Here is a 23339-nt window from a genome sequence, read left to right on the forward strand (position 1 = left end):
GAAAACCTGCCAAGCCCGAACTGGCGCTTTTGGTTGCGCAAAAGACATTTCTGGCAGGATTGGACGATTACGTTGAACGGGCAAGAGGTGGGGGTGCCAGCCTTCTACAGTGGCAAATTTGGCGAGCGCCGCACTGAGGCGCTGCCTGCCGGACGGCATAAGGATCAGTATCTTCGACGTGCGGCTTAAAAAGCGAAAGAGCGGCGCACGCTGTCCGCACGGCCGCTCGATTGATTGTTCCTGGACCCGAGACGGTCCGATCCTATCGCAACGGCAAGGCCACCGGCCGGATCGGCGCCGCATCCGCGCCGCGGAACTTCAACGAGGCGCCGACAAACGCGAACTCGTAGACGCGATCCTTCGACAGCCCCTCCAGGTTGACGAGCTCGATGATCGGCGTGCCCTGTTGCGCGAGCAAATAGGTGTGCACCGGAACGTAGTTGTTCTCGGTTTCGGCAGGAAACGCCTCGAAGCTGAGATTATCGGCGCCCACCACTATCGCACCACCAACTTCAACCAGGAACCTGGCCGCGTCGATGCTCAAGCCCGGAGGATTGCTCATATAGGCGGCGGCGTTCTCATAGTGCTGCATGCGACCGGTGCGGATCAAAACCACATCACCCTGTTGCAGTTTCACACCTTGGCTGTCGAGCGCCTCCTGCAGATCCTTACGCGTCACCCGGTAATTATCCGGAAGCATCTGCATGCCCTTGGCTGCCGCAACATCTATCATGACACCACGTGCGATGATCGGCGGCAGCTTTTCAGCGCCTGTGACAGTCCAGCCCTGATCGCCCAGATGATCGATTGCGGCATAGCCGTTCCAAATCTTGCCGTTCAAGCCGAAGTGGTTCAGCGCGTCGAGATGTGTTCCCATATGGGCATACATCGATACGGCCGAGCCGGTGTAGCTGACGTGGTCGTTCATTTCCTTGCCGACGTTCATCGGGTCGGAAACCGCGGTGCCATGCGGCGTGTGGGTCATCCACATCTGGTATGGCGGGTCGCCCGCCGCCTCCCAACTTGGCATGCCGATGAAATACTCGACCGCGAGATCGTAGGACCTGCTGCCGTCGATACGCCCCAGGATCGCGGCGCGCGATTGCGGTGTAATCAGGTTGAGACGCCCGATTTCATCCTTCGGGCCCCACGGGCTCTTGCCCACCTCCTGCGCGAAGGCCGAGCCGCCGAGGAGCCCGGCGACGAGGGAGGCAGCCAAGGCGCGGTTGATAATTCTGGTGTTGAACATGATGAACTCCTTCTTCTCGCTTGCTCCGATATCGGGAAGCTGGGCTCATCCTATTGATAGCCATTTCGAGAATAATCAGCGATAAGATGAAAACATATTTCACACTGGAGAAAATATGGATCTGTTGGCCGCCATGCGCTCCTTCCGTCGCGTCGTCGAGTTGCAGAGCTTCAGCAAGGCTGCTGAAGAACAGGGACAATCGAATGCGTCGGTCAGCAAGCAGATCCTTCAGCTGGAGGCGCGTCTGGGCACCGTGCTGATCGTGCGCACGACGCGACGCATGAGCCTCTCGGAAAGCGGGCGCAGCTACTTCACCGAATGTTGCAGGCTGCTCGACGAGCTCGATCACCTGGAACGCACGACATCCGGGGAAACCGGCGAAATCAATGGCCGACTTCGAATAAACGCACCCTTGTCCTTCGGACTGACCGTTCTCGCGCCGATGCTTGCCCGTTTCATGACGCATCATCCGAAACTGAGGGTTGACGTGACGCTTGACGATCACCTGCTTGACGTCGTTTCGGAGGGGTTCGACGTCTCTATTCGCGTGCGCGCAGCGCTCACGGATTCATCGCTGATTGCCAAGCGGCTGGGAGACGTCGAGCAATTCATCTGCGCGGCGCCCGCTTACCTGTCGGCGAGCGGCACTCCGGCAATTGTCGCCGATCTGAAGAACCACCATTGCCTGGCCTACCGCCTCGCCGACCAACCCGGCAGCTGGGTGCTGGAAGGTCCCGATGGCGCCACAAGCATCAATTTGCCCGCACGCTTCGTTGCCGACAACAGCCTGATGCTGTGCGAGATGATCCAGTCCGGCATCGGCATCGGCGTCTTGCCATCCTTTATCGCCAAGCCGCTGCTCGGCAACGGCAAACTCATGCGGGTCTTGCCACAGCACACGCTTGCCCGGCGCAGCATCTTCGCGATCTACCCCACCAACCGCCTGCTTCTGCCCAAGGTGAAGCTCTTCACCGAATTTCTCGCGAGCGAGCTTCGGCAAGCAGGTTTCTAACGGTTTTTGCCCGCCTACCGACACTCGCATATCAAACCACCGGCTAAGCGCAGCCCGTCGCGAGCGAGCCCCGAGATTGCCTGTCGCGCGCCCGACACCTGGCGATCACGCAATTTTGCGTCGCTGCGCCTCGCCTGCGCCGCGCTTCGGTCGATAATGAGCGGAAACCAACCGAAAGATCGGCGATGCATGGGGCGATATCCAGGGTATTGCAAACTGCGCTGCTGCTGGTGCTCATGCCTGCAAGCGCACCGGCGGCCGAGTTGCCACGATCGGGCAACCTGGTGTTCGACCGCGTCATCGCGCTGGTGAACTCCGAGTTTCACGACGAAACCGCGCTGGACCGCTTCAACGAAACTGCGAAGAAAGCGATCGGAGACGTGAGCCTGACGCTGCCCCAACGCAGTTCGATCGCACGCGTGGACGCCGCCATCGACCGATCACTGGCGAGCCTGCAGGCCTCGCACAACGGCCGCTTCAAACCCGACACGATCGCCTATTTCGAGTTAAGCGACATCTTTCGCTTCGCAATCCGCAACGACCTGCCGCGGTTGTTTCCGCCCAAAGGAGACGTCAGCTATCCCGGGATCGGCCTGGTCACGCACATGATAGGCAACAAGCGGTTCGTGAGCGATGTCTATGATGGTTCGCCGGCGGCCAAGGCGGGCGTGGTGATGGGCGATGAGATGCTTTCCGTCGATGGCTTGCCCTATCGTGAGATCGCCTCCTTCCAGGGAAAGGTCGGGCAGTCGGTCGACATCCGCCTGCGCCGCCGGGCTGATGCGGCGCCGACAAGTATCAAGGTCGCTGTCGAACGGCTGCGGCCGCTGCAAACGTTCGAAAAAGCGATAGAGAACAGTATCGCCGTGAGCGAGCGCAACGGGCGAAAGATCGGCTATCTTCGTTTCTGGACATTGTCGACGCGTGACGGGCTGGACATCGTCGCTCACGCGCTTTCCGACGGCCGCCTGAGCGGCGTCGATGGCGTGATCGTGGATCTTCGCGGACGCTGGGGCGGCGGTGCGGCGGACGCAGCTGAACTCTTCGTCGGCGACACGCCAACGTTCCGGTTGATCCCGCGGCATGGGCAGGCAACGCTCGCGAATGTTCGCTGGCGTGGTCCGGTGGTTGCATTGATCGACGACGGAACGCGCAGCGGCCTTGAGCTTTTCGCCTATGCGATGAGGATCAACGGCATTCCTCTTGTGGGCCAGCGCACCGCTGGCGCCTTATTGGCAGGCCGGGCCTATATTCTGCCCGATGACAGCCTGCTCGAAATTGCCGTCTCCGATGCGGTTATAGACGACAACGTCCGACTGGAGGGAAACGGCATAGCTCCGGACATTCCCGTCGACCTTCCGCTTGCCTATGCCGCCGGCCGTGATCCGCAACGGGAAGCCGCAGAGTCAGAGATGCTTCGCCTTCTTTCAGGTGGCAGCTCCGAACGAAGCGTCAGGCCGGGCGAACCGCCACCGACACGGTGATGGCGGCCGTCATACTCGCCATCTGCACGGCCAATCAGGCCGCCGCCTGCGCCCCGACAATTTCCCGACCGAGCCTGACGACCTCTTCGACGAGCAGCTTCAGGTCCCGGCGTTTGGTGCGGTGATTGTTGATCGCGACCCGCAGACAATGTTCGCCGTGCACGGTGGTGTCGGAGAGAACAGCCGTCCCCTCATCCTGCAGGCGCAACATGATCTCGGTATTGAGCGCCTTCAGTTCGTCGCCGTGTTTTCCCTCGCAACGGTATCGGAAGCAGACGATGTTGATGTTGGTCGGCGCCACCAGTTCAAGCGAAGGCTCCGCCTCGATCAAGTCGCTCAGATACCGTCCCTGGGCTATATTCTGGTCGACGAGCCGGCCGAACTTGGCAATGCCGTTCTCCTTCAGCGACATCCAGATCTTCAAGGCCCTGAAGCCGCGTGTCGTCTGCAGGCCATAGTCATAAAGCCAAGGCGCTGCTGCCAGACCGCGTGCGGTTGCGACCAGATACACCGGCGTCACCGCAAAGGTCTCGCGGTGGACCCCGGCATCCTGGACCAGCACGCAGCCAGCCTCGAACGGCGCGTGCAGCCATTTGTGCGGGTCGAGCGCCACCGAATTGGCCTTCTCGATCCCGGCGACGCGAAAGCGGTTATCCGGTGCAATGGCGATCAGAGCGCCGATGCAGCCATCGACGTGCAGCCAGAGGTCCTCCCTTGCTGCGACCGAAGCGAGCGCCTGCAGATCGTCGATGGCGCCGGTGTTGACCGTTCCGGCTGTCGCAATCACACAGGCGGGCTTGAACCCGGCCGCGCGATCCTCGGTGATCGCATGCCTCAGCGCATCCAGATCGAGACGGAGCGCGGCATCGGTTGGAATGCGCCGGAGAGCCTGGTTTCCGAGGCCAAGCGTCTCCATCCCCTTGCGATGGCAACTGTGCATCTGGTCGGAACCGTAATAGCGCAACGGCCGCTCGATTGCCGCGACGCCAAGCTCCCGGACATCGACGCCGGCTTTGGCATTTCGGGCGACGGCAAGGCCAATGATGTTGGCGACCGATCCGCCACTGACCAGGGTGCCGCTCGCCGAGGCTGGAAACCCGACCATCTCCTTGCACCAATCGACGACCTGCTGGTCCATGAGCGCGGCCGCATGATTGCCGCCGCCGAGGTTGGAGCCTTGGACGGCTGCAAGGAAGTCACCGAGTGCGCCGGTGAAATTGCTCGATCCCATGTACCAGGACCAGAAGCGCGGATGGATGTTGCCCATGGGGTAGCCGAGGATGTTCGCGGCCACCTCGCGGTAGACGTCTTCGGTCGGCGTTGGAGCCTGGGGCAGCGCAGTTGCAAACGACGCGCGGACGTCTTCTGGCATTTCCTGCCAGACACGACGGTCGCGAACACCGCTGACATAAGCGATGGCGTCATCGACGATCCGATGCGACAACGCCCGCAGTTCACCCCAATCTTGTGGATCAAGCGTGACTTCTTCGACGGGCTCATGCTCTGTCTGAGATGCACCCATTCGGTCCTCCCACACTGCGGATCTGCATTTCAGGAACCGCGTGGCGTGCCTTAATCCCGTGTTCCTGTGACAATCGTTGCGGTAGCACGCAACTCGACCTTGTTGGCGCGCATGGACTGACGGGCCAGATCAATAACCTCGTTTTTGATCGTCTCACGTGTCGCGGCGTCGGCTTGCGCCAGTCCGGCGACCACGGGCGCTGCAATCTCCGTCATGAAGGTCCAGTACCGTTCCGGCGTCTCGTGCACCATCATCGTCGAGATTTCCTGTTCGTCGACATCCCGCAGACCGGCATCGGCGAAGGCCGCCGACATCATGCCTCCGGCGGCACAGCGAAACAGGCCGGGTGCCCCGGGGACCGGCGCCGGCAGTGTCACGTGCCGCGCAATCGTCGCCATTATTGTTGTCGCCCAGGGGTTCTTTTCTGGCCCGCTCCAAACGGCCGTACATATGCGTGCGCCGGGTTTCGCGACGCGGGCGAACTGTCGAGCCGCCGCGCCGACATCCGGGAAGAACATGAAGCCGAACCGACACAATACCGCATCGAACGATCTATCCGCGAAAGGCAGGGCGCCGGCGTCACATGTCTGCGTCGTGAAATTGCTGATACCGCGATGGCGCGCATTCTCGGCAGCCACCTGGAGCATGCGCTCGGAAAGGTCCGTTACCGTGACGCGACCATTCGGGATCCGGGCAGCAACGGTTAGTCCGGGTTCGCCTGTTCCGGCGGCGACATCAAGGACATTGTCGCCATCCCGAAGCTTGGCCTGGCGGATCATTGCATCACCGAACGGGGCAAGCCAGCCCAGAACCAACGCGTCCCACTTTTTCCAACCGGCCGAGAACCGGTCCCAGATATCTTTCTGCTGCTCACGAATCTGGTCGAGATTGCTGGACATGCACGTTCCTCCCTTGGATGCGCTCTCCTGTCTCGTCGGTCGGAACTATGAACCCTCTGGATCAGGATTCAATCGATTTCATGCCTATTGGGGCGTACGCCGCATTGCGGGTCAGCCCCCCCCCTGTTGAACCGGGTTTCGCAGTTCGAATGCTGTTGTCTGAGCAACAGGGTCCCTGCAAATTACCTCTTTCTGATTTGCATAACGACAATCGGCGCTAGGGAGACCGGGCTCGGCAGGCTATATTTCCCCTATGGAGATCGTGACGGAGAGATTCGCATCGATGCCGAAGCCTAAGAATGACAAGAACAATGGTCGGGTAGAGGCCAACGACGAACAACCCCTCAGCGCCCAGTTGCGGATGATGCATGCAGCCTTCATGGCTTCGCCCCTCCGAAACCGGATCATCTGGCTCGCCCTTGGCATCCTGGCCGTTATCGTTACCACTGCCTTCGGTCAGATCATCCTCAATCGCTGGTACAAGCCATTCTACGACACGCTGGAAAGGCGTGACCTGCAGGCTTTCATGCACCAGCTCGTGATTTTCGCCCAGATCGCCGGCGCACTGCTCGTTCTCAATGTTCTGCAGACCTGGCTTGGCCAACTTGTCCGATTGAAGCTGCGGGAAGGCCTGACACTCGACCTCATCAACGAATGGATGAAGCCCGCGCGTGCGTTCCGGTTGGCCAATGCCGGTGCCATCGGCATCAACCCCGACCAGCGCATCCACGAGGATGCCCGCCACCTCTCCGACCTCTCGGCGGGGCTGACGATTGGGCTGATTCAATCCGGCATCCTGCTCGCCGGCTTCATCGGCGTGCTCTGGTCGCTGTCGGACGGATTCATCTTTCACATCTCGGGCATGGCCATCAACATTCCGGGCTATATGGTCTGGGCAGCCATTCTCTACGCCGGCACGGCATCATGGCTGAGTTGGCTCGTCGGGCGTCCATTGGTAAAGCTTAACGGCGAACACTACGCCCGCGAGGCGTCACTGCGCTTCTCGTTGATGCGCATCAACGAACATATCGAGGCGGTCTCGCTGTCATCGGGCGAGGCGAACGAAAAACGCCGGCTGCAGGCGGATCTGGCTTCGGTTCTCGAGATCAGCCAAAGCCTGCTGCTTGCCGTCACGCGATTGACCTGGGTGACGGCCGGGTATGGCTGGATCACCGTTGTCGCACCGATCGTCATCGCCTCGCCCGTCTATTTTGCCGGCGACCTCAGCTTCGGCGGCCTGATGATGGCCGTGGGCGCCTTCAACCAGGTGCACGCGTCACTGCGCTGGTTTGTAGACAACATCGGCGCCATTGCCGACTGGCGCGCAACGTTGATGCGCGTCGCCGCCTTCCGCTCTGCACTGCTCGTCGTCGACGACCGGCACGAAGGCGACAAGCGTATCGAGTTCGTGACGGCGGACGGTCCTCAGATGATGTTCGATCATATCGAGATCGTCTCGGCCAATGGCTGCATCAAGCTCTCCGAGCCCAATGTCACGATCAACCCTGGCGAACGCGTGCTGGTTACCGGCGCGACGGAGGTTGAAAAAGCGCCGTTCTTTCGAGCCATCGCCGGTCTCTGGCCCTGGGGACATGGCCGCATCTCGCTGCCGATCGATGACGGACTGGTCTTCGTGCCACGCTCGCCCTATTTCGCTCCAGGCACCCTTGAAGAGGTGCTCGCCTACCCCAAGACGCCCGACAGCTTCAGGAACGGTGAACTCGGCGGCGTGCTCTCCAAGGTCGGCCTTGGCCGCCTTGCCGACCGCCTCGATCAAGACCTGCGCAAGAAGCTCAATCTGAGCGAAGTCGAGATGCGCCTGCTGGCGATCGCCCGCCTTGGCCTGCACAAGCCACGCTGGCTGATCATCGACGAGGCATTGGACACGCTGGAGGACGATGCCTATCGCAGGGTCATGACCTTCCTCGATCAGGAGATGGGCAAGGCGGCAATCGTCAACATTGGCCGCAAGGAGCGCGCCAACGGTTTCTTCACCCGCGTGCTGGAGCTTGAAAAAGACGCGGCCGGGGATTCCCTGCGCCTGATCCGGCCGAAGAGCTTGCGTCCGACCAATCCGCAATTGGTCGATTGACAGCCGAGGCGCCTGATGTGCTACATCAAATTATCGTCACAACCATCTGAATAAGAAGAAACAGCGCCTTCTTGGAAGGCGCTGTTTCGTTAGTGGCTGCTGCTGCTCTTAGCGCGAACGCAGTTTCATATGGCGGTTGACGTCCTTGTAAAGCAGATAGCGGAACTTGCCGGGGCCGCCGGCATAGCAGGCCTGCGGGCAAAAGGCGCGAAGCCACATATAGTCGCCGGCTTCGACCTCGACCCAATCCTGATTGAGACGATAGACCGCCTTGCCTTCGAGCACGTAGAGGCCATGCTCCATGACGTGGGTTTCGGCAAAGGGAATGATCGCGCCCGGCTCGAACGTCACGATTGTCATGTGCATGTCGTGGCGAAGATCCGTCGGATCGACGAAGCGCGTCGTCGCCCATTTGCCTTCGGTGCCAGGCATCGCCGAAGGCGTGATATCGGCCTCATTTGTGAAAAAGGCTTCCGGCGCCGGCAGGCCATCGACATACTCATAGGCCTTGCGGACCCAATGGAAGCGAACAGGCGCTTCACTTCTGTTATGAGCCGCCCACTTGCTCGCTGGCGGAATGAAGGCGAAGCCGCCGGGCTGCATCCGATGTTCCTTGCCGTCGAGCGTGACGGTCAGTTCACCCTCGACGACGAACAGCGCACCCTCGGCGCCCTCGTCGAGTTCCGGCCGGTCGCTGCCGCCGCCGGGAGCGATTTCCATGATGTACTGCGAAAATGTTTCAGCAAAACCAGAGAGCGGACGCGACAATATCCACAGGCGGGTCTTGTCCCAGAACGGCAGATAGCTGGTGACGATGTCCATCATCGTCCCCTTTGGAATCACCGCATAGGCTTCGGTGAAGACCGCTCGGTCGGTCAGGAGCTGCGTTTGTGCCGGAGCGCCGCCATGGGGCGCATAGTAGTTACGACCAGTCATTTCCGTCCTTCAGTTCTCAAGCGGGCACCGCCTCCTCACAAGAGCGGCGCGGTTGGGTTCATTGCCAATGGAGTGTCAAAGCAAGGCTGCGCGCAGATCGCGCGGCTGATCCTTCTCTTCATCGAGATCGAGTTCCGCCTCGACGTGATGCAAATGTTCCGCCATCTCGCGGACCGCGGCGTGCACATCCCGAGCGGCAATGCGATCGACAACCGCCATATGCTCGTCCGGACCGCAATTGTGCAGGTGGTTGGAGCGGTACATGGCGGTGATCAAGGATGTGCGCGAGACCAGGTCTCGCAGGATCCCGAACAGGAAGGCGGAACCGGAAAGTTCCGCCAAAAGCAGGTGAAATCCGCCGGAAAGGCGAACGATTGCAGAGAGATCGCCCACCTTGCCCGCAACCCGCTCCTCATCGATATGCGAGCGCATGCGCTCGATGTCCTCGACCGTCGCGCGCTCGCAGAGGCGCTCGACCACGCGCTGCTCGATGGCTCTTCTTGTTACGAACACGTCGCGCGCCTCGTCGACCGACGGTTCGGACACGAAGGCGCCCCTGTTGGGCATGATCGTCACCAGGCCGTCGCGTTCGAGCGCGGTCAACGCCTGGCGTATACGGGCTCGACTGACGGAGAAAATCTCGGCAAGCTGCTCCTCCTTGAGCCGTGTGCCGGGGCGCAGCCGCCGCTCGGCGATCGCAAGCCAGATCTTCTCACAAATGATAGCCGTCGGCGCTCCGGCGGTTTCGTCCGCATTGTACATGAAATCTCCCTTAGCCGTTCGCGTACTCTGGCCGGCCAGCGTTCAAAGTCAATTCCATTCACTGCAGTTTGATATTGACTACAAAATTGTAGACAATATTGTGTACCGTAACTTGATATGCTGTGGCAACCACTTAAACAACGGCCATCGACCGGTTTGACAACCGTCCGCGCCTGACCCCGAGAGCTCACTGATGGACTTCGACTTCACCCAATTGCCCGCCCAGGACCGCTACCGGCTGCTGACGAATTTCATTGGTCCACGCCCGATCGCGCTTGTCTCGACGCTCTCTCCGAACGGCCAGGACAACGCCGCGCCGATGAGCTTCTTCAACGTCTTCTCGCATGATCCGCCGATCGTCATCCTGGGCATCCAGACACGCCCCGATGGTGAGGAGAAGGACACCGTCAGCAACATCCGCCGCACCAACGAGTTCGTCGTCAACATGGTCGACATGGCGATTGCCGATCACATGCTCGTCTGTGGTCTCCCGTTCGAGGCAGATGTCGACGAAGTGGCAATGGCAGGACTGACGGCGGCCGACGGCCTCAAGGTCGGCGCCCGCCGTATTGTCGAATCGCCCTGCTCCATGGAGTGTCGGGTCGAGCGGCTGATCGAATACGACCGCCGGGTCATCGTGCTTGGCGAAGTCGTGCATATGCATGTGCGCAAGGACTGCCTGGACGAGAACGGCCATTATGTCGATCCGTCAAGTTACCAGCCGATCGCGCGTCTTCACGCCAACAACTACATCACCTCCGACCGACAGTTCGAGATGCGGGCACCCGACATCGCGTCCTTTACCGCTCTCAAAGCGAAAACGGCCTGATCCATGCGCATCCTTCTCGTCAACCCGAACTCCACCGCCTCGATGACCGAACAGGCGCACCGCAGCGCCGAGCGGGTTGCAGCCCCCGAGACGCGGGTCGAGTCCGTAAACCCGACCACGAGCCCGGCCAGCATCGAAGGCCATGCGGACGAGGCCATGGCTGTGCCGGCGATGCTCGCCGAGATCCGCACCGGGGAAGCCCGCGGCGTCGATGCCTATGTCATTGCCTGCTTTGACGATCCGGGGCTCGGCGCTGCGCGTGAAATCGCCCGAGGGCCGGTGATCGGCATCTGCCAGGCGGCCATCCAGGTGGCGATGACCATTGCCACGCGCTTTTCCATCGTCACGACACTACCGCGCTCCGTGCCGATCATCGAGGATCTCGTCGATGCCTATGGCGCCGGTCATCGGTGTCGCAAGGTGCGCTCCGTCGATATGCCGGTGCTGGCGCTGGAAGAGGATCTCGCCCACACGGAAGAAATGCTGGTGCGGGAAATCATGCGTGCCAAGCAGGAGGATGGCGCCGAGGCAATCATCCTCGGCTGCGCCGGCATGTCGGAGCTGTGCGACCGCCTGAAGCTTAGAACCGGCATGCCGGTGATCGACGGTGTAACCGCTGCCGTCAAGCTCGCTGAAGCACTGGTTGGCGCGGGCTACTCCACCTCCAAGGTCGGCGCCTACGATTACCCACGGATCAAGTCGGCCGCAACTATCCGTCCGGTGGATGCGGTAGCGTAACAAACGGCAGCAAACATCTGAAAAGAAAAAGCTCCGGAGGTTTTGCCTCCGGAGCTTTTTTCGTCCTCGGATGACGCCTGGATTATGCTGCCTGCGTCGACTTGGTCATAGCTGCTACAGCTTCCTCGACGCGATGGCATGCTGCGCGCGAGCCATCGGCAAAGCTCCGCATGGCCGGGCGCTCGCTCTTGCAGCGGGCGTCAGCCAATGGACAACGCGGGTGGAAGGTGCAGCCCGACGGCGGGTTGAGCGGGCTCGGCACTTCGCTTGCCGTGATGCTGCGCTGGCGCTTCGGCTCGGCGATATCAGGGATCGTTTCCAGCAACAGCCGCGTATAGGGGTGGCGTGGATTGGCAAACAGCGTTTCCGTGTCCGCCTCCTCGACGATACGGCCGAGATACATCACCGCGATCCGGTCCGACATGTGGCGGACGACGCTCATGTCGTGGCTGATGAAGAGATAGGTGAGCCCCATCTCGTCCTGCAGTTTGCGCATCAGGTTGAGGATCTGCGCCTGCACCGAGACGTCGAGCGCCGAGGTCGGCTCGTCGCAGACGAGGAACTCCGGCTCGCCGGCAAGAGCGCGGGCAATCGAGATGCGCTGGCGTTGGCCGCCGGAAAACTCGTGCGGAAACTTCGAGCCATCCGAAGGCGCAAGGCCGACGATGCGCAGCAGTTCGCCGACGCGCTCCATCACCTCGGCGTCTGAATTGCGCAGTTTCAGCTCGCGAAGCGGCTCGGCGATGATGTTCTTTACCCTCCAGCGCGGATTGAGGCTGGCGAAGGGATCCTGGAAGATCATCTGGGCTGAGAGCGGCTCGCCCGAGCGACCCGGAGCAAAACGAACCTCACCCTCCGAAGCGCGGTAGAGGCCGGTGACGAGACGCGCCACCGTCGACTTGCCGCAGCCGGATTCTCCGACGAGGCTGAGGCAGCCGCCCATCGGCACGGTGAAGCTGATGTCGTCCACCGCCCGCACGAACTGGCGGGGTTTGCGTTCCAGAACCCGGTTCAGCCAGGGGGCCGACACATCGAAATTGCACGTCAGATCATTGACGGTCAGGGCATCACTCATAGAACTCCTCCTGCATTGAGCCAGCAAGCACTGACGCCGTGGCCGACCGGGGTCGGCTCCGGACGATCTTCACGGCAACGCCGCCCCGCTTCGGGACAACGCGGATTGAAGGCGCATCCGCGCGGGATAGCGTTGAGACGCGGCATCGAGCCGTCGATCTGGTTCAGCCGCTCGACGCGCCGACCGAGCGCCGGGATCGAGCCCATCAGCCCGCGCGTATAGGGATGGCGCGCATTGCGCAGCACTTCTTCGACCGGGCCGATCTCGACCAGGCGGCCGGCATACATAACCGCGACCCGATCGGCGGTCTCGGCAATCACGCCCATGTCGTGGGTCACGAGCATGACGGAGGTGCCGTGGTCGTCGCAGAGACGACGCAGGAGCGAGGTGATCTGCGCCTGGATCGAGACGTCGAGCGCCGTCGTCGGTTCATCGGCGATGATCAGCTTCGGCTCTGCCGCAAGCGCCAGGGCGATCACCACGCGCTGGCGCATGCCACCCGAAAACTGGTGCGGATAGTGATCGAAGCGCGCCTCCGGCGCCGGAATCCCGACTTCCTTGAGCAGGTGGATGGCACGGTCCTTGGCACCCTGCTTCGACAGCTTCAGGTGCAGACGGATCGTCTCCACCAGCTGTGCACCGACGGTAAAGAGCGGGTTCAGCGATGTCAGCGGATCCTGGAAGATCGCGCCGATCTGGCGGCCACGCACGCTCTGCATGTCCTTGTCGGAAAGCTGGTCGATGCGCCGGCCCGAGAGCCACACTTCGCCTCCGGAAATCCGTCCCGGCGGTTCGAGCAGGCCCTGGACTGCAAGGCCGGTCATCGACTTGCCCGCACCGGATTCACCCACCACGCCCAGGATCTCGCCTGGGCGAATGCTGAGCGAGACGTCGGAGAGTGCGGCCACGGTGCCGTGCCGGCCGGGGAACTCGACGCAAAGTCCCCGTACGTCAAGGACCGGCGATGTTACGGATTCACTCATGCCGCAGATCCTCCAAGGGATAGCTGGGTGGGAAGATTTCGCCGATGGGCGGGTGCGCCCAGCTGCGTTCCGGGTACTTCGCAATCAATCCGTCAAACTGTTTTTGCGCCTGCAGGCGGGCCGCATCCATGTCGATGCCGGCGACCTTGCCTTCATGCATCGAGAGACGACCATCGACGAACACAGTTTTGGTAACCCGCCCCGAACCGCCAACCACCAGTGTGGTGATCGGATCGATCGCCGGCGCCATATGGTGGTCCATCAGGTCGAAGACGGCGATATCGGCGCGGGCCCCCGCTTCGAGCCGCCCGAGATCGCTGCGTCCCAAAGCCTTGGCACCGCCCAGGGTGGCAGCATCGAAGAGATCGGCGCAGCTGACGGCTGCCGTATCGCCCTCGACCACACGGCAGGTGATGAGGCCGATGAGCAGGTTCATCAACATGTCGGGCGGCGTCGTGTCGGTGCCCATGGCGATATTGATGCCGCGCTCCTTGACCGAACGGAAGGAGTTGAGCGTGCTGCCGCCGCGTGCCGACACCATCGGGCAGTGCACGATGCTGACGCCGTTGTCGGCGTAAAGCGTGAGATCGTTGGCCGTTGCCTGGGTGGCATGGGGTGCGATCAGCCGCGAACTTAGGAAACCGAGGCTCGCCATCCACTCCGGCGCCGTCTTGCCATGAAGACGACGGACGGTCTCGACCTCCATCGTACCTTGCGCAGCGTGAAGCCTGATCGAGCAATCGAGATCGCGCGCAGCGTCCGCGGTTCTCCTCAGCAGCGTTTCCGTGCAGGTTTCGACCCTGTCCGGAGCTAGAAGCCCACGCACCAGACCACCGTGACGGCCGTCATGGTCGCGGATGAAACCGATGGCGTCGTCGAGCCCTTGCAGGCCCCTCGCCTCGTCGAACGCGGCTTCGAGTTGTCCCGGCGCTTCGAGCACCATGCCGCCGGAGCGGTAGGCTGGGCTCAGATAGACGCGAAGCCCGAGGTCGCCGGCGGCATCCGAGGCGGCAGCGAACTCTTCCACCGTCTCGCCCCACTCGCGGTAAAACAGCGACGCGATCGGTGCTGCCGTGGTGATGCCGTTCAGCAGCAACTGCGCGAAGGAGAAGCGTTTCTGGAACGCCAGCTCCTCTTGGCTGTACATTTCGTAGGGACCGCGCTCGACATAGGAGCGTGGCCATACGCGGCCCTTGGCCCAGCCGGGCTGATGGTCGACCGCAAGGATCGTCGTATCTAGGTCGGACAGGGCATCGAGATCGATCAGGCCGGGGCTGATCATCGCCGCGCCGAAATCGATCCGGCGGGCAACTTCACCATCGAAGCGCGGCCCAACGTAAAGCAGGCTGCCGCCTTCGATCACCACTTCGCCGTTCGGGATCAGGCGATGGCTGCCGTCACGATGGCCGAGCACCCATTGCGCCGTCAAAAGCGTGCGCCCGTCGGCGCGGGCGCCGAGTTTCAAATCCTTGAGATCGATCATGGGATGGCGACCTCCGCGACGCCGTTGCGGGCAATGACGCGGCCGCGCTTGACGACGAGCGGACGCGGCGCGACTTCGACGACGGCATGTGCGAGCGTCTCGCCGACAAGCAGGGTGAAGTCGGCGTTGCAGTCGACCTCGAGACCGTAGCCGACGAGGTCCATGACTTCGGCGCCACCAGTCGAGCAGACATAAAGCGCATGCTCCAGATCGACGTCACGGCGCAGACCGTTCTTCATGCCGAGGATGCGCGCGCGGTCCATCATGTCGGGCTGGCCCCAAGGTCCCCAGGTATCGCGAATGCCGTCGCAGCCGGCGGCCACCTTCACGCCCGCCTCCTTGAGGCGCATGATCGACGGGACAGTCGAGGACGGCGAGCCCGTCGTGACGATGCGCACGTCGAGCTCGGCGATCTGTTCGATCAGGCCGGCGACACGCAGATAGTCCGGAGCGCCGAGTGCGAAGGCGTGGCTGATCGCCACCTTGCCCTGCATCCCGAGCGCGCGAATGCGCTCGAACATCATTTCCATACTGAAGGCGCCGAGTTCACCGGCTTCGTGCAGATGAATGTCGATCGGCTTGCCGTGTTTCTCGGCAAGGCCGAAGACGGCGTCGAGATGCCCCTTCGGGTCGCGGTCGATGCCACAAGGATCAATGCCGCCAAGGACTTCCGCGCCGTTGCTCAGAGCCTGGTCGAGAAGTTCAACGGTACCCGCACGCGTCACCAGGCCGGATTGCGGAAAGGCAACGATCTCGATGTCGATGATGCCGTCAAGCGCCTCGCGCGTTTCGATGATGCCTTCCATCAGCGCCAAGCCATGGGTGGTGTCGATGTCGACATGGCTGCGAATATGGCTGGCACCGTTGGCGGCCAAGAGGATCGCCTGGCGCATGGACTGACGATGCGGATCGATACCGATCTCAAGCCGCTTCTCGCGCTCGAAATCGATGCGTTCGCGCAGTGTCGCAACCTTGGCGTTTTCGTGCCAGGGCATGCCCCAGACCGACTTGTCGAGATGTGTGTGAGCCTCGACCAAGCCGGGGATGGCGATATGGCCACGGCCATCCTCGACCGCCACGCCATCGGCCTCAAGGTTCTGGCCGATCGTTTCGATCTTGCCGTTGCGGATCAGGATATCCGTCAAAGCCCCGCCGTTCGGACGGACGTTACGGATCAGAAGATTGGACATCATTCACCTCAGTTTCGGATTGAGAGCGTCGCGCAGCCAGTCACCCAGAAGGTTGACCGAGACGACGAGAAGGCAAAGCTGCAAGACCGGGAAGAGCACGACCCACCAGACGCCCGAGAACAGGAACTGGTTGCCGAGCCGGATCAGCGTTCCAAGGCTCGGCTGGCTCGGCGGCATGCCGATGCCGAGGAAGGAGAGCGTCGCTTCCGTGAGGATCGCCATGCCGAAGTTCAGCGTGGCAGCGACCATGATCGGCGTCAGCGTGTTCGGCAGGATATGGTTGAGCATGATTCGCCGCGCCGGCGTCTTCAGGAGGCGAGCCGCCTGGACATATTCCTTGCCACGCTCGACGATCGTCTGGGCGCGCACGGTGCGGGCATATTGCACCCAGGCACTGAGCGTGATCGCCAGCACGAGCACAGCTGCCGAGCCGACGTCGCGCAGCTCCGGCGGCAGCATCTGGCGGGCAACGGCACTGACGAGAATGGCGATCAGGATCGTCGGGATCGAGAGCAGGACGTCGCCGATCCGCATCAGGACATTGTCGACGATGCCGCCGAAATAGCCGGCGACGAGACCGAGGCTGAGACCAACGGTCAGCGACAGGATCACCGAGCAGACGCCGATCAGGATCGATATGCGCGAGCCGTAGAGAATGGCCGACAGCATGTCGCGGCCCTGGGTGTCGGTACCGAGGATAAATGGCCATTGGCCATCAGCCTGCCAGATCGGCGGCAGTTCCGAGTTCCAGAGGTCGAGCTGCGCCGGATCGAACGGGTTCTGCGGCGAGAGCAACGGCGCCGCTAGAGCCGCCAAAATGAGGATGGTGAGGATCAGCGCGCCGGCGATTGCCGACGGGCTGCGGGTGAACGACCACCAGAGATCGCTCTGGCGCCAGCGCGCGAGCCGGCCGATCTTGGCTGTCGAGAGTGTTTCCTGGGCCTGGTCAGTCATGGGGCGACCTCAGCGAGTGGCATCGCGAAGACGGGGATCGATGACCGCATAGGCGATATCGACGAGCGTGTTCAGCGTGACGAAGATGAAGGAGACGATGCACAGGTAGCCTGCCATCACCGGGATATCGAGGAAGGTCACCGCCTGGATGAACAGCATGCCCATGCCCGGCCATTGGAACACGGTTTCGGTGATCAGCGCGAAGGCGATCAGCGATCCGACATTCATCGCCGTCATGGTGACAACCGGCATCAGACAGTTGCGAAGCGCGTGGCGGAAATTGATGCGCCAGCGCGGCACGCCGCGGGCGCGGGCGAATTTCACGAAGTCCGAGCGCAGCACTTCCATCATCTCGGCGCGAACGAGCCGCATGACGAGTGTGATCTGATAGAGCGCGAGCGCAAAGGATGGCAGAAGCAGCGAAGCGCGCCCGGATGCGGTCAACAGACCCGTACTCCACCAGCCGAGCTGGACGACGTCGCCACGACCAAAAGCTGGTACGATGCCGAGCGAAACGGCAAAGACGAGGATCAGCAGGATGCCGACGACGAAACTCGGCAGGGATACGCCGATGATGCTGACGAATTGCAGGCCTTCCGAGTACCAGCGCCCGCGATGGATCGCGGTGAGAACACCGAGCGGTATGCCGATCAAAAGCGACAGGGCCGTGGCCACCAGAGCCAGTTCGATGGTTGCCGGGAAGCGCTCGGCGATCAGCGTCATCACGTCCTGGCCGTTCCGGTAGCTGATACCGAAATCGCCCTGGGCCGCATTGACGACGAAGCGAACGTACTGGGTGACGAAGGGATCGTTGAGCCCGAGCTTTTCGCGCAGTTCGAGACGATCGGCCTGCGACATCTGTTCGTTGGCCATCAACTCCACCGGGTCACCGGCGAAACGAAAGATCATGAAGGCCATCAGTGCGACGGCAAGCATGACCATCACGGCATTGGCCAGCCGCTTGATCAGAAAGACAATCATTGGGTTTCCCGCTCAGTAGTGAGAAACCCCGACAGAGCAAGCTCTGCCGGGGCAATGTGGGCTCAATCGCCGATACGGGTCAGCCAGTGGCGCGGCTTGTTGTCGGCGCGGATGGTGACGTCGGTCACTTCCTTGGACATCGCCCAAGCCATCGGCTGCTGATGCAAGGGGATCATGATGACCTGGTCCTTGGCAAACTTCAGCGCTTCGGTCTCGATCGCCAGTCGCTTGTCGCGATCCATTTCGACGGCGGCCTTCTTCACCATTGCGTCGAGTTCGGGATAGGACCAGCCGCCATAGTTGGCGACGCCAGCCGCACCTTCGCGGGTCGAGAGCACCTGGATCAGGATCGAATAAGCATCGAGCGTCGGCTCGTTGGCCCAACCGATCATGAACGCGTCGGACTTGCCGCCAGCGCGCTTTGGCGCCTGAACGGCGCGCGGACCGATGTCGAGCGTCGGCTTCAGACCAACGCGCGACAGCATCGACACGAGCGCGCTGCAGACGTCTTCCTCGTTGACGCTTTCGTCGTTCATGCAGACGAGCGTGAACTCGGTGCCGGCGACACCGGCTTCTTCCAGCAGCTTCTTAGACAGTTCCGGATCATAGGCTGTCGGCACATCCAACTCGGCGCTGTAGCCGGGGATCTCCGGCGCCACCATGGTGCCGGCCACATGCGACTTGCCGCGCATGACGCGCTTGAAGATCAGCTGACGGTCGATCGCATGATCGATCGCCTGGCGAACCTTGATGTCGTTGAAGAAGTTTTCGCGACCGTCGTCGAGCTTTTCCTTGCGATTGAAGACGAGGTGGATCGTGCGCAGGTCGGAGCGCTCGACAACCTTGATGTTCGGATCGCTCTTCAGCCGGTCGAGGTCCTGTACGGGCGCGCCGTCGGTCAGGTCGATCTCGCCCGAGAGCAGTGCGGCGACGCGGGTCGCAGCCGACGTGATCGGGGTGAATTCGATGCGGTCGAGATTGTGCTTCGGCGTATCCCACCAGCCGTTGTTCTTGACCAGGACGGTCTTGCTGTCAGGCACACGCGACTCGACGATGAACGGGCCGGTGCCGTTCGTGTGGTAGGTGGTGTAACCCTCGACTTTGCCGCCGACATCGGTCGGCAATTCGGACTTGTTCTCGATCAGCCAATCCTTGTCGAACATGAAGATGTTGGTCATGTCGTTGAGGAAAAGCGGGCTCGGCGAGTTCACTTCGATATCGACGGTGTAGTCGTCCACCTTCGTTGTGGAGACGTAGGCCGGAATGTTGCCGCGCAGAGGGGAGGTCGGGTGGCTGACACGAGCCATCGAGGCGACGACGTCGTCGGCGGTGAACTCGGCGCCGTTCTGGAATTTTACGCCCTTGCGCAGGTGGAAGCGCCAGACCTTCTCGGAGACCAGCTCCCACTTGGTGGCAAGTGCCGGCTCGACGACAAACTCGGGCGTGTAGCGGGTCAGGCCCTCATAGACGTGATTGAGGAAGGCGAGGTTCGAGGTGCTGCCGTAGGAATACGGGTCGAGCGAGAAGATATCCCGCGGGCTGCCCCAGCGCAGCGTTTCGGCCTGTGCCGTGGAGGCGAGAAAGGCGAATGCCAACCCCGCAAGGAGATGCTTTCTCAGTTTCATGTGGTTCCCTCTGTTTTTCCCATTCGTCGCCGTGCCGATCCGGTCGGTCCGCGATCCTTCGATCGCTGGAGGCTGACGACACTAGATTTGAAGTTGTTGGCGCTAATGTCAACTATTTTGTCGACAATTATGTTGGCAAGAATTGGCGAACTCGTATTCTTCGGGGAAAACCATGCGAATTCAGCAGCTTTCAACCGCCGGCTAATTGCAATCGTGACGTGAAAAACTGGCAAAGACCGATTTCTCCGAGATGAATTGCTGGCGGAAGACAGCTCATGCGTTGGCTTCGGCGCGATCTCGACGTATCGCCCGCAAGCGAGAAGCGGCAGCGCCCATCCGTATGTCTGCCTCCCGAACACCAAAACAGCCCGTCCGTCATGGTCGCATGACCTGACGGAGCGGGCTGTTGTTTGTCCAAATGCGATGATCGAGGACGAATCGAGCGCTGGCTCAGCTTTCGCGGAAAGCTCGACTAACCTGATCCATCAACGGCTTGATGAAATAGGACGCAACGCTCCGCTCGCCGGTGGTAATGAACGCCTCGACCGGCATGCCCGGCATCAGCGAGACATTGCCAAGCCGCTGGATTTCTTGCGATGGGATCGCGATGCGCGCGACGTAGAAACTCGCACCCGTCCGCTGGTCGACAGATACGTCGGCTGACACGCGTTCGACGGCGCCGATAATTTCCGGCGTCGTCTTCTGGCTGAAGGCAGAGAAACGCAGGATTGCTTTCTGTCCGGAATAGATCTGGTCGATATCCTGCGGCGCGACTTTGGCCTCCACCACGAGCTTGTCGATATCAGGCACAATCATCATGATCGGCTCGCCCGGCGCGACCACGCCGCCGACCGTATGGACGGTGAGTTGGTGGACGATGCCGTTCTGCGGCGCGACGATATCGACGCGCTTCAGCTGGTCTTCGGCCGCCACCTTGCGCTCGACATACTCGCCGATCCGGGCATCCATTTCGCGCAGGTCCGTTCCGACCTCTTCGGCCCACTGCTCGTCGACCTGGATGATCTGCAGCGATGTCTCTGCGATCTTCTCGTGCACGCCCGCCACCCCCGCGAGCAGCCGCCCCATCTCACCGTCGATATCGGTTGCCTGGCGCTCGAGCGTGCTGAGCCGGCTTTTTTCCATCAACCCCTTGTCGTGCAGGAACGTGTAGCGACCAAGCTCCTCGTTGATGAGGACCCGCTCACGGCTGCTGGCAGTGCGCTCGGCCTCCATGCCGCGGATCTCGTCGTTCAGCTGCTGCACACGGCGCTCGAGCTGGCGCTTCTTGCTCTCGCGCACGTCCCTGCGGCTTTCATAAAGTCGTTGTTCGGCATGCATCATCGCCGCCACGTCCGGATCTCCGACGCGCGCCAGCAATGTCTGCGGGAAGACAACACGCTCCGTGCGGTCGCGCTCGCTCTCCAGCCGCGCCTTGCGGGCGGCGAACTGGTCGAGGCTCTTGAGGATGATCGCGAGATTTGCCCTGGTCATCGTCGCGTCGATGCGCATGACGATATCCCCGGCCTTCACATGATCGCCGTCGCGCACCATCAGCTCGCTGACGACGCCGCCGACCGGGTGCTGAACCTTCTTCAAGCTACTCTCGACCACGACCGAGCCTTGAGCGATCACCGCCCCGACGATCTCGGTGCCGATCGCCCAACCGCCGAAGAGCCCGACCAAGATGGCAAATCCGAGAGCACCCACCATCAGATGTGTGCGGATCGAACGTCTGAGTGTCTGCCAATCGTCCATGTTCATGCCTTTGCTGCTTCTGCTGATTGCACCACCTTGAGCGCACCCGGATTGGCGGGTGTCTGCCTTAGAACCTTAGAGAGAACCTCGTCCTTCGGACCGAAGGCCTGCTGGCGGCCCGCGGCCAACATCAGCACCTTGTCGACGGCCAGCAGGGCGCTCGGGCGGTGGGCAATGACGATGACGATGCCGCCGCGTTCGCGGATCCCGAGGATCGCCGAGGTCAACGCCTCCTCGCCTTCGGAATCGAGGTTCGAGTTCGGCTCGTCGAGAATGACGACGAAGGGGTTTCCATAAAGCGCTCGCGCCAGTGCGATGCGCTGCTTCTGGCCGGCGGAAAGCGGCCGGCCATTTTCGCCGACTTCGGTGGAATAACCTTCCGGCAGGCTGACGATCAGATCGTGTACCCGCGCAGCACGGGCGGCGGCGATGATGTCATCGGGGTCGGCATCGGGATCGAAGGAGGCGATGTTCTCGGCAACGGTGCCGTCGAGCAGCTCGATCGATTGCGGCATGTAGCCGATATGGCGGGCAAGGGCTGCCGCCGGCCATTGGTCGGGCGTCGCGCCATCGAGCCGGATCGAACCGCGCGCCGGGCGCCAGATGCCAACGAGCAAACGCGCGAGCGAGCTTTTGCCGGATCCACTTGCACCAATGACGCCGAGGCCGGTGCCCGCTTCCAGTGTGAAAGTGACATCCTGCAGCACGGCTTCTGTCGTCTCGGGCGGAAGTGCGTTGATACGGTCGACGGACAGCACGCGGCTTGGAGCCGGCAGATCCATCCGGTCGATCGCATCGGGCAGGAGCGCCAGTGTTTTCTGCAGGCGCCGGCGGCTTTGGCGTGCGCCGATGAAGCCTTTCCAGTTGGCGATCGCCAGATCCACGGGCGCCAACGCGCGGGCAGAGAGGATCGAGCCGGCGATGATGATGCCGGGTGTCGCCTGCTCGTTGATCACGAGCCAGGCGCCGACCGCAAGAATGCCGGATTGCAGCATCATGCGCAGCACCTTGCTCATCACGCCGAACCCCGAAGAGACATCGCTGGCGCGGCGTTGCTCCCGCGTGAAGGCTCGGTTCTCGTCCTGCCAACGGCGCTTCAGATGCGGGCTCATGCCCATGACCGAGATCACATCGGCGTTGCGCCGGCCGCTCTCGGCCATGCGGTTTCGCTTGGAGGAATGGCGTGCAGCCTCCTCGACCGGCCGCTGCGAGACGAGTTCCGTTAGCAAGGTGATGGCCGCCAGGATGAGCGCGCCGGCCAATGCGGTCACGCCCAGCCAGAAATGAAAGGCGAAGCAGATGGCGATGTAGAAGGGAAGCCAGGGGAGATCGAAGAGTGCCGTCGGCCCACTGCCTGAGAGAAAAGCCCTGATGGTATCGAGGTCGCGCAGTGGCTGGGCATGACGGCCGCTGATCGGGACCTGCAGCTGCAGACCGACGATCGCATCGTAAATCCTTGGCGACAGCGCCTGGTCGAGCCGGTCGGCAATGCGCACGAGCAGCCGGCCCCGAAGCGCGTCGAACAGGCCCTGAAAGGCGTAGAGAACCACGACGATGGCGAGAAGGGCAACAAGGGTCGGCAGGCTCCTGCTCGGCAGCACCCGATCATACACTTCCATCATGAAGAGCGATCCGGTGAGGTATAGCACGTTGACGACGGCGCTCATCAGGCCGATGCCGATGAAGGCGCTGGCACAGCCCTGGAACACGCCCTTGAACTGGCTGGAATTTCGGTTGGAAGAACTGTCGCGCATGGTCCCTGATCCGTTG

At 61.9% G+C, this 23339-nt stretch carries 19 protein-coding genes; 5 read left to right on the forward strand and 14 right to left on the reverse strand.

Annotated features, from left to right (window positions below):
- Positions 1-262: 262 nt before the first annotated feature.
- A complete protein-coding gene (locus BLJAPNOD_RS34270; RefSeq protein ID WP_077498893.1) occupies positions 263-1249 on the reverse strand; it encodes a cyclase family protein in 987 nt (328 codons plus the stop codon).
- A 115-nt stretch (positions 1250-1364) separates the two neighbouring features.
- Between BLJAPNOD_RS34270 and BLJAPNOD_RS34275 the strand changes: the two genes are divergently transcribed.
- Together BLJAPNOD_RS34275 and BLJAPNOD_RS34280 are read left to right on the forward strand one after the other, a co-directional pair.
- Complete coding sequence (locus BLJAPNOD_RS34275) at positions 1365-2261, forward strand: LysR family transcriptional regulator (RefSeq protein WP_077498895.1); 897 nt, start codon at positions 1365-1367, stop codon at positions 2259-2261.
- Positions 2262-2446: 185 nt separating this feature from the next.
- A complete protein-coding gene (locus BLJAPNOD_RS34280; protein WP_115423069.1) occupies positions 2447-3745 on the forward strand; it encodes a S41 family peptidase in 1299 nt (432 codons plus the stop codon).
- A gap of 34 nt (positions 3746-3779) precedes the next feature.
- On the opposite strand, the gene BLJAPNOD_RS34285 is transcribed toward BLJAPNOD_RS34280, so the two are convergent.
- Positions 3780-5267, reverse strand: a complete 1488-nt coding sequence (locus BLJAPNOD_RS34285) for a pyridoxal-dependent decarboxylase (RefSeq protein ID WP_115423070.1) — start codon at positions 5265-5267, stop codon at positions 3780-3782.
- 50 nt (positions 5268-5317) lie between these two features.
- Positions 5318-6166 carry a methyltransferase domain-containing protein gene (locus tag BLJAPNOD_RS34290; RefSeq protein WP_077498901.1) on the reverse strand — a complete coding sequence of 283 codons (849 nt, stop codon included), beginning with the start codon at positions 6164-6166 and terminating at the stop codon, positions 5318-5320.
- A gap of 283 nt (positions 6167-6449) precedes the next feature.
- Here BLJAPNOD_RS34290 and BLJAPNOD_RS34295 point away from each other — a divergent pair, with 283 nt between their 5' ends.
- Positions 6450-8258, forward strand: coding sequence for an ABC transporter ATP-binding protein/permease (locus BLJAPNOD_RS34295; RefSeq protein WP_244611204.1), 1809 nt, complete (start codon positions 6450-6452; stop codon positions 8256-8258).
- Positions 8259-8366: 108 nt separating this feature from the next.
- On the opposite strand, the gene BLJAPNOD_RS34300 is transcribed toward BLJAPNOD_RS34295, so the two are convergent.
- Positions 8367-9194, reverse strand: a complete 828-nt coding sequence (locus BLJAPNOD_RS34300; protein ID WP_115423071.1) for a bifunctional allantoicase/(S)-ureidoglycine aminohydrolase — start codon at positions 9192-9194, stop codon at positions 8367-8369.
- Between the two features lie 75 nt (positions 9195-9269).
- On the reverse strand, positions 9270-9956 hold the full coding sequence (locus tag BLJAPNOD_RS34305) for a GntR family transcriptional regulator (RefSeq protein ID WP_115423072.1): 687 nt from the start codon (positions 9954-9956) through the stop codon (positions 9270-9272).
- Positions 9957-10149: 193 nt separating this feature from the next.
- On the opposite strand from BLJAPNOD_RS34305, the gene BLJAPNOD_RS34310 reads away from it, so the two are divergent.
- The gene (locus BLJAPNOD_RS34310; protein WP_115423073.1) at positions 10150-10785 is read left to right on the forward strand and encodes a flavin reductase family protein; all 636 of its coding nucleotides are present in this window, start codon (positions 10150-10152) and stop codon (positions 10783-10785) included.
- 3 nt (positions 10786-10788) lie between these two features.
- Complete coding sequence (locus tag BLJAPNOD_RS34315) at positions 10789-11523, forward strand: aspartate/glutamate racemase family protein (protein ID WP_115423075.1); 735 nt, start codon at positions 10789-10791, stop codon at positions 11521-11523.
- Between the two features lie 82 nt (positions 11524-11605).
- Here BLJAPNOD_RS34315 and BLJAPNOD_RS34320 read toward each other — a convergent pair whose 3' ends face one another.
- From BLJAPNOD_RS34320 to BLJAPNOD_RS34360, 9 genes are all read right to left on the reverse strand, one after another.
- Complete coding sequence (locus tag BLJAPNOD_RS34320) at positions 11606-12598, reverse strand: ABC transporter ATP-binding protein (protein WP_077498913.1); 993 nt, start codon at positions 12596-12598, stop codon at positions 11606-11608.
- Positions 12595-13581: an ABC transporter ATP-binding protein gene (locus BLJAPNOD_RS34325; protein ID WP_077498914.1), complete on the reverse strand. Its 987-nt coding sequence runs from the start codon at positions 13579-13581 to the stop codon at positions 12595-12597. Before BLJAPNOD_RS34325 ends, BLJAPNOD_RS34320 begins: the two co-directional genes overlap by 4 nt.
- The gene (locus tag BLJAPNOD_RS34330) at positions 13574-15064 is read right to left on the reverse strand and encodes an amidohydrolase family protein (RefSeq protein WP_115423076.1); all 1491 of its coding nucleotides are present in this window, start codon (positions 15062-15064) and stop codon (positions 13574-13576) included. Before BLJAPNOD_RS34330 ends, BLJAPNOD_RS34325 begins: the two co-directional genes overlap by 8 nt.
- Positions 15061-16254, reverse strand: a complete 1194-nt coding sequence (locus BLJAPNOD_RS34335) for an amidohydrolase family protein (RefSeq protein ID WP_115423195.1) — start codon at positions 16252-16254, stop codon at positions 15061-15063. The genes BLJAPNOD_RS34330 and BLJAPNOD_RS34335 overlap by 4 nt, the downstream gene beginning before the upstream one ends.
- A 3-nt stretch (positions 16255-16257) precedes the next feature.
- Entirely contained in the window at positions 16258-17208 is a 951-nt protein-coding gene (locus tag BLJAPNOD_RS34340) for an ABC transporter permease (RefSeq protein WP_115423078.1), read from the reverse strand.
- 9 nt (positions 17209-17217) lie between these two features.
- Positions 17218-18189 carry an ABC transporter permease gene (locus BLJAPNOD_RS34345; RefSeq protein WP_077498920.1) on the reverse strand — a complete coding sequence of 324 codons (972 nt, stop codon included), beginning with the start codon at positions 18187-18189 and terminating at the stop codon, positions 17218-17220.
- A gap of 62 nt (positions 18190-18251) precedes the next feature.
- Positions 18252-19814 carry an ABC transporter substrate-binding protein gene (locus tag BLJAPNOD_RS34350; protein ID WP_077498922.1) on the reverse strand — a complete coding sequence of 521 codons (1563 nt, stop codon included), beginning with the start codon at positions 19812-19814 and terminating at the stop codon, positions 18252-18254.
- A 450-nt stretch (positions 19815-20264) separates the two neighbouring features.
- The gene (locus BLJAPNOD_RS34355) at positions 20265-21569 is read right to left on the reverse strand and encodes an HlyD family type I secretion periplasmic adaptor subunit (RefSeq protein ID WP_115423196.1); all 1305 of its coding nucleotides are present in this window, start codon (positions 21567-21569) and stop codon (positions 20265-20267) included.
- 2 nt (positions 21570-21571) lie between these two features.
- On the reverse strand, positions 21572-23323 hold the full coding sequence (locus BLJAPNOD_RS34360; RefSeq protein ID WP_115423080.1) for a type I secretion system permease/ATPase: 1752 nt from the start codon (positions 23321-23323) through the stop codon (positions 21572-21574).
- Between the last annotated feature and the right edge of the window lie 16 nt (positions 23324-23339).

The organism is Ensifer sp. M14 (assembly GCF_003355565.1).
Lineage (GTDB): Bacteria > Pseudomonadota > Alphaproteobacteria > Rhizobiales > Rhizobiaceae > Ensifer.